This window comes from Prevotella heparinolytica, assembly GCF_004342845.1.
GTDB classification, from domain to species: domain Bacteria; phylum Bacteroidota; class Bacteroidia; order Bacteroidales; family Bacteroidaceae; genus Bacteroides; species Bacteroides heparinolyticus.
The window spans coordinates 1-5,115 of record NZ_SLXB01000049.1; the positions used below are offsets into that span (position 1 = coordinate 1).

Consider the following 5,115-nt stretch of genomic DNA (forward strand, 5'->3'; position numbering starts at 1 on the left):
GTGCACGCGCAGAAACGGATAGCCGAGCAGCGGAAAGGGGGCGACGGGCAATGAGCGTGACGTTCGACCGCAACGCCAAGGGCGTGCGCGAGATGCTGAGCATGAAGTTCGACACGTTGGACTTCGACGGCGAGTGGCACGAGGCGTTCGGCACGCCGGAACGGCGGGGAGTATGGTTCGTTTGGGGCAATACGGGCAACGGCAAGACCTCCTTCGTGATGCAGCTCTGCAAGTACCTTTGCCGCTTCGGGCGGGTGGCTTACGACAGCCTGGAGGAGGGCGCCTGCCTGACAATGCAGAACACGCTCCGCCGCTTCGGCATGATGGAGGTGAACAAGCGCTTCCTGCTCATCGACAACGAGGACATGGAGCAGCTTTCCCTGCGGATGAAGAGGCAGAAGTCGCCCGACTTCGTGGTAATAGACTCCTTCCAGTACACGCAGATGACCTACCGGCAGTATATCGAGTTCAAGGAGCGGCACAGGAACAAGCTGCTGATCTTCATCAGCCACGCCACCGGCCGGATGCCCACCGGACGCAGTGCCAAGGATGCGGTGTTCGACGCCTCGCTGAAGATATACGTCGAGGGCTACCGGGCATTCAGCAAAGGACGCTTCATCGGCCCCCGGGGGTATTACAACATCTGGCCGGAAGAGGCGGCGAAGTATTGGGGAGAAAGGAACGGTTAGCGATCAGCGGTGAGTGTTTAACGATAAGCAAACAATTATGAGAACAATAACGAACAAACCCATCACGGCGGGGCAGCTCAAGGCGCTACACGCCACTTTCGGCCGCCTCGGCATGGACGCGGAGACACGGCACGGGTGTATACACCACTTCACCAGCGGGCGCACGGAGAGCAGCCGGGAACTTACCATGCAGGAAGCCCGCGAACTGCTGGAGCGTCTCAACCCCATGGACGACAAGGCGCGGGCCATGCAGGCGGCCGAGGCCCGGCAGGTGTTCAGGGAGATATACCACCTGTCATTCCTGATTCCGCAACTGAATCAGGGATTTACCTCCGACAGCGAGGATGAGTACCGCATGAACGTGGCCAAGCTGAACGTATGGGCCCGCCGGTACAGCAAGGCGCGCAAGGACGTCACGGCCATGAGGCTGTGGGAGCTCCAGGATACGAAGAAGCAGCTGGAGGCATGGATGAGGAGGGAAGAAAGGAAATAGACGTAAGATTTTAGAATTTGGAGATATGAGAACGAAAGAAGAAATCAGGCAGGCCATCGAAGTCTTAAGCTACAAGAATGACAAGCTGAGCAGGGCGATGGCGGAGGTGCTGCGAAGCGGCAAGACTGAACGGCAGGTGTTTGAACACTATGTAATGAATACCCCCGAAGCGATGCGTGACGAGGCGGTATTCTTCGCGGCGCGCGACGCCGCCCGTTTCGCGAAGGGACACCTCGGGATGGAGGTACTGGTACCGGATGCAAGTACGGTGTTGGAGAGGATCAACGCAAGGAAAGCGGCGGAAGAGGTGCCGGAGGGAGACGCGGGCGCGGTTGTCCTCAGCCGTGCGGACTTCGACAAACTGATGGCCCGCATCGAGCGGCTGGAGCAATGGACGGGGCTCCGCCGCAAGGCCAAGCCGGGAAAATGTCTTCCCGGCACGCTTCCGGCCGATGCCGACATGGCCGACATGATGACGCAGAACGAGGCGTGCCGCTATCTGAAATGCGGCAAGAATACCATCAAGGGGTATGCCTCGCGCGGGCTGATACACAGCTACAAACAGGGGAGGTACACCTATTACAGCCGCCGGGAGATGGAAAGGAATATCATCGGGCAGAGAGAGGAGGAATCCCTATGACTTACTCCACCGACCGCAACCGCCGCCTCAAGGAGCTCACAGCCCGCTTCGAGACATCCGCCGACCGCATACGCGAGCTTCAGGACGCCATACTTGAGAATGTCGGCACAATGACCCCGGCGGAACTCGACCGCCATCTGGACGCCCTACGTGCCGAGCATGTGAGGTACGACAACATCGACTTGGAGCTGCTGCGTATGACGTCATCACGGAAGAAGGAGGAAAACAAGGATAAGCAGCGCAGGCGGGCAAAGGAGGCGAGCGCGCGTATCAGATACTGACAAGACATTTATAACATCCATACACCCCGATATTATGAACAATGGAAAGACATTCCGGGAAGTCGCCGGAATCTGGAGCGAGGCGAAACGCCCGATAGTGAAACATTCTACCCTATGCGCTTATCTGCTTACGCTGCAAACCCATCTGTTGCCGCAATTCGGCGCGATGGAAACGATAACAGAATGCGATGTCCAGCAATTTGTGCTAAACAAATGCGCTGAAGGATTGGCAAAGAAAACGGTCAGAGACATGGTGGCGGTGCTCAAATCCGTTGCCAAATACGGGAACAAGCACGGGATTTGCCCTTTTGAAGAATGGGATATCGAATATCCTACCGACACGGGAAAAAGCCTGTTGCCCACTTTATCCTTGAGCCATCAACGGATATTGATGCGTCATCTGACAGAACGGCCTACTCCGCAGAACATAGGTGTTCTGCTGGCTCTTTGCACGGGAATGAGAATAGGCGAAGTATGTGCTTTAAAATGGGAAGACGTGGACTTTGCGCAGAGAACAATCACCGTGAAGCATACGGTGGGCAGAATATACAACTGCGAATCGAAGACGACCGAAAGGATTCATTCTTCTCCCAAGACAAAGAATTCCTGCCGCGAGATACCTGTCTCTAAGCAACTTTTCCAGGCTTTGAAAGCTGTCAGAAAACAAGCGCAAGCTCCATACGTGGTAGGAACTTCTACTCAATCCAAAGAGCCGCGCTCTTACCGCGACTATTTCGGCAGGCTGCTGAAGCGGTTGGATATTCCTCATATAGTCTTTCACGGACTTAGGCACACATTCGCCACCCGGTGCGTTGAAAGTCAATGCGATTATAAGACGGTAAGTGCCATACTCGGTCACTCGAATGTGGCGACTACGCTCAACCTGTATGTTCATCCGAATCTCAGTCAAAAGAAACGATGTATCGACCGTATGAGCAACTTCCTGGGGATTACATGAGGGTTTCCGGGCTGTAAAAGCCGATGACATAAACCAATAAACTAAAATAATGAAAACAGCCTTAGGAGGGCTTTGTAAAACCCATAATGAAAAAATGAGAACGGAAAACTTAGAAGACAAGAAAAGAGAGTTGGAAAGGCTGAAAGAAGCGGCCGAACCTCTGATTAAGTACCTGTGTGAGAATCACCACCCCCACATCACCGCTATCGTAACCCCTACGAGTGTAGAGGTGATGCAAGGTATCCGAATGGTTAGCGGCATAGATGAGTATATTGTAGACTGAGAACAACAGGAGCCGGCGCGACGTTGCATACGGCATGCATACGGCAAGCGGTGGCGTCCTTGCAACACGTGGCCGGCTCATTAATATAAAATAATGAACTTTTGCTCCCGACATTGATGTCGGGAGCAAGCTAAAAACAAACAAGAAAGGAATCAAATGAGAACCCCAATCACATACTACGGAGGTAAGCAGCATCTGGCAACCAAAATTATATCTATGATGCCGGCACATAAGATTTATTGCGAACCGTTTTTTGGTGGCGGTGCTGTTTTCTTCCAAAAGCCTAAAAGTTATCTTGAGGTAATAAACGACAAGAATGATAGATTGATAACTTTCTACCGGCAGGCGCAAGAACATTTTGACGAATTGCGCTGCCTGGTAGAGAATACTCTTCATTCGGAAACAGAATACCTAAAGGCAAAGGATTTCTATAACGGTCGAGTTTCGACCGGAGAACTTGAAATCGCTTGGTCTGTGTGGGTGATAACGAACGGCTCTTTTTCTGGAAGCATGCACGGAGGCTGGAAATGGTGTAACGGTTTGGCAGGAAGCCATACCGGAGTATTTATGCGGAACAAGCGTACAGAGTTTAACGAAACCCTCCGTTCACGTCTGGCCGAAGTACAGATATCCTGCAGGGACGCACTGGAGGTGATAAGGCAAAGAGATACGCCGGAAACACTTTTCTATCTCGATCCACCTTATCCCGGATGTACTCAAGGTCATTACCGTGGATATACTCATGAAGAATTGTTTCAACTGCTCACCCTCCTGCAGGGCATTAAAGGAAAGTTCATCTTATCTAATTTTTGGTGCCAGACACTCCGGTACTTTGTTGCCGTGAATAAATGGCACGTTGAAAAGATAGATATGCCTCTCAAAGTCGCTAATTTAACAAAGGCGAAACGTAAGACGGAGATTTTAATAAGTAACTACGAGCTGAACCCGATGTTGTTTGGCTAATAGGATTGGGAATGTGAGATAGACGATATCGTAGAACAATAACCAATAAATCAACAAAAAGACATGGAAAAGGAAAAAGCAGAAAGAGCCAAAAATCTGCTGGACGAAATAGATCGGCTGCATGACATCAAAGATGCGACTGAAAAAGAATCCTCTCATTGGTGGAGTTTTCTTTCGCCCGATACTAAGAGATGGAGTAACGACGGTTTGGTAATGCCGGATATTCTGCGGCAAAAATTTGTCGAAGCCGTAGATGCGGCCATCACGGAAAAAGAATATGAATTAAAAGAGCTGTAAAAATGAAAGAATCAAACGAAAAACATAACAATCGCATAGCGGATGCCGAACAACTCACGAAAGATGTTCGGGCTATTTATTCAGAAATTGAAGTCTTTGAAAATTCTTACAAGAGACAGATTGCCCCTTTAAAACAGAAGATAGCCCAACTGGAGGAATCTTTTCTGGACAAATGGCTGGTTGATTCTAATGGAAAGCCTGTTTGGAAAGGGATGATTATCGAGAAAGACGGGAAACGGTTTGAGGTTATTAACCGATACCAACAATACCTCTTCGGATATCTGGGTAATCCAAGAGTTACGGTTTTACCTAAAGGCAAACAGCGAACACTTGATATTTTCTCCTCCGAATTAGTTGAATTTACGATTGTATAAAGTTGAATAAAGATATAGAAAACCCTTTTTAAAATAATAAAAACAATGAACCAGACAATCGACATCAGCAAGCTGTCGGCCGCCGAGCGTGCCGAGCTGGCCCGCCAACTGGGCGAGGCCGAAGTGAGAGAACAGCG

The 5,115-nt window shown here is 50.6% G+C and carries 8 protein-coding genes; all 8 read left to right on the forward strand.

The features are described 5' to 3' along the window. Positions 1–50 precede the first annotated feature (50 nt). The 8 genes from EV202_RS14715 (at position 51) to EV202_RS14750 (ending at position 4,978) form a co-directional block, all read left to right on the forward strand. Entirely contained in the window at positions 51–689 is a 639-nt protein-coding gene (locus tag EV202_RS14715; RefSeq protein WP_131927583.1) for a DNA repair protein RadA family protein, read from the forward strand. Positions 690–726: 37 nt separating this feature from the next. Continuing rightward, on the forward strand, positions 727–1,182 hold the full coding sequence (locus EV202_RS14720) for a hypothetical protein (protein WP_131927584.1): 456 nt from the start codon (positions 727–729) through the stop codon (positions 1,180–1,182). Between the two features lie 238 nt (positions 1,183–1,420). Beyond that, on the forward strand, positions 1,421–1,822 hold the full coding sequence (locus tag EV202_RS14725) for a helix-turn-helix domain-containing protein (protein WP_234878319.1): 402 nt from the start codon (positions 1,421–1,423) through the stop codon (positions 1,820–1,822). A 315-nt stretch (positions 1,823–2,137) separates the two neighbouring features. Further along, complete coding sequence (locus EV202_RS14730; protein ID WP_131927586.1) at positions 2,138–3,061, forward strand: tyrosine-type recombinase/integrase; 924 nt, start codon at positions 2,138–2,140, stop codon at positions 3,059–3,061. A 94-nt stretch (positions 3,062–3,155) separates the two neighbouring features. Further along, the gene (locus tag EV202_RS14735) at positions 3,156–3,344 is read left to right on the forward strand and encodes a hypothetical protein (protein ID WP_131927587.1); all 189 of its coding nucleotides are present in this window, start codon (positions 3,156–3,158) and stop codon (positions 3,342–3,344) included. A gap of 156 nt (positions 3,345–3,500) precedes the next feature. After that, on the forward strand, positions 3,501–4,307 hold the full coding sequence (locus EV202_RS14740) for a DNA adenine methylase (RefSeq protein WP_131927588.1): 807 nt from the start codon (positions 3,501–3,503) through the stop codon (positions 4,305–4,307). A gap of 63 nt (positions 4,308–4,370) precedes the next feature. After that, a complete protein-coding gene (locus EV202_RS14745) occupies positions 4,371–4,604 on the forward strand; it encodes a hypothetical protein (RefSeq protein WP_131927589.1) in 234 nt (77 codons plus the stop codon). A gap of 2 nt (positions 4,605–4,606) precedes the next feature. Further along, positions 4,607–4,978: a xylulose kinase gene (locus EV202_RS14750; RefSeq protein WP_131927590.1), complete on the forward strand. Its 372-nt coding sequence runs from the start codon at positions 4,607–4,609 to the stop codon at positions 4,976–4,978. Positions 4,979–5,115: the final 137 nt, after the last annotated feature.

What these genes read in the sequence shown, in the direction of transcription:
- EV202_RS14715 (WP_131927583.1), top strand. Translation starts at nt 51, where the DNA reads ATGAGCGTGACGTTCGACCGCAACGCCAAGGGCGTGCGCGAGATGCTG.
- EV202_RS14740 (WP_131927588.1), top strand. Translation starts at nt 3,501, where the DNA reads ATGAGAACCCCAATCACATACTACGGAGGTAAGCAGCATCTGGCAACC.
- EV202_RS14750 (WP_131927590.1), top strand. Translation starts at nt 4,607, where the DNA reads ATGAAAGAATCAAACGAAAAACATAACAATCGCATAGCGGATGCCGAA.
- EV202_RS14725 (WP_234878319.1), top strand. Translation starts at nt 1,421, where the DNA reads ATGGAGGTACTGGTACCGGATGCAAGTACGGTGTTGGAGAGGATCAAC.
- EV202_RS14735 (WP_131927587.1), top strand. Translation starts at nt 3,156, where the DNA reads ATGAGAACGGAAAACTTAGAAGACAAGAAAAGAGAGTTGGAAAGGCTG.
- EV202_RS14745 (WP_131927589.1), top strand. Translation starts at nt 4,371, where the DNA reads ATGGAAAAGGAAAAAGCAGAAAGAGCCAAAAATCTGCTGGACGAAATA.
- EV202_RS14730 (WP_131927586.1), top strand. Translation starts at nt 2,138, where the DNA reads ATGAACAATGGAAAGACATTCCGGGAAGTCGCCGGAATCTGGAGCGAG.
- EV202_RS14720 (WP_131927584.1), top strand. Translation starts at nt 727, where the DNA reads ATGAGAACAATAACGAACAAACCCATCACGGCGGGGCAGCTCAAGGCG.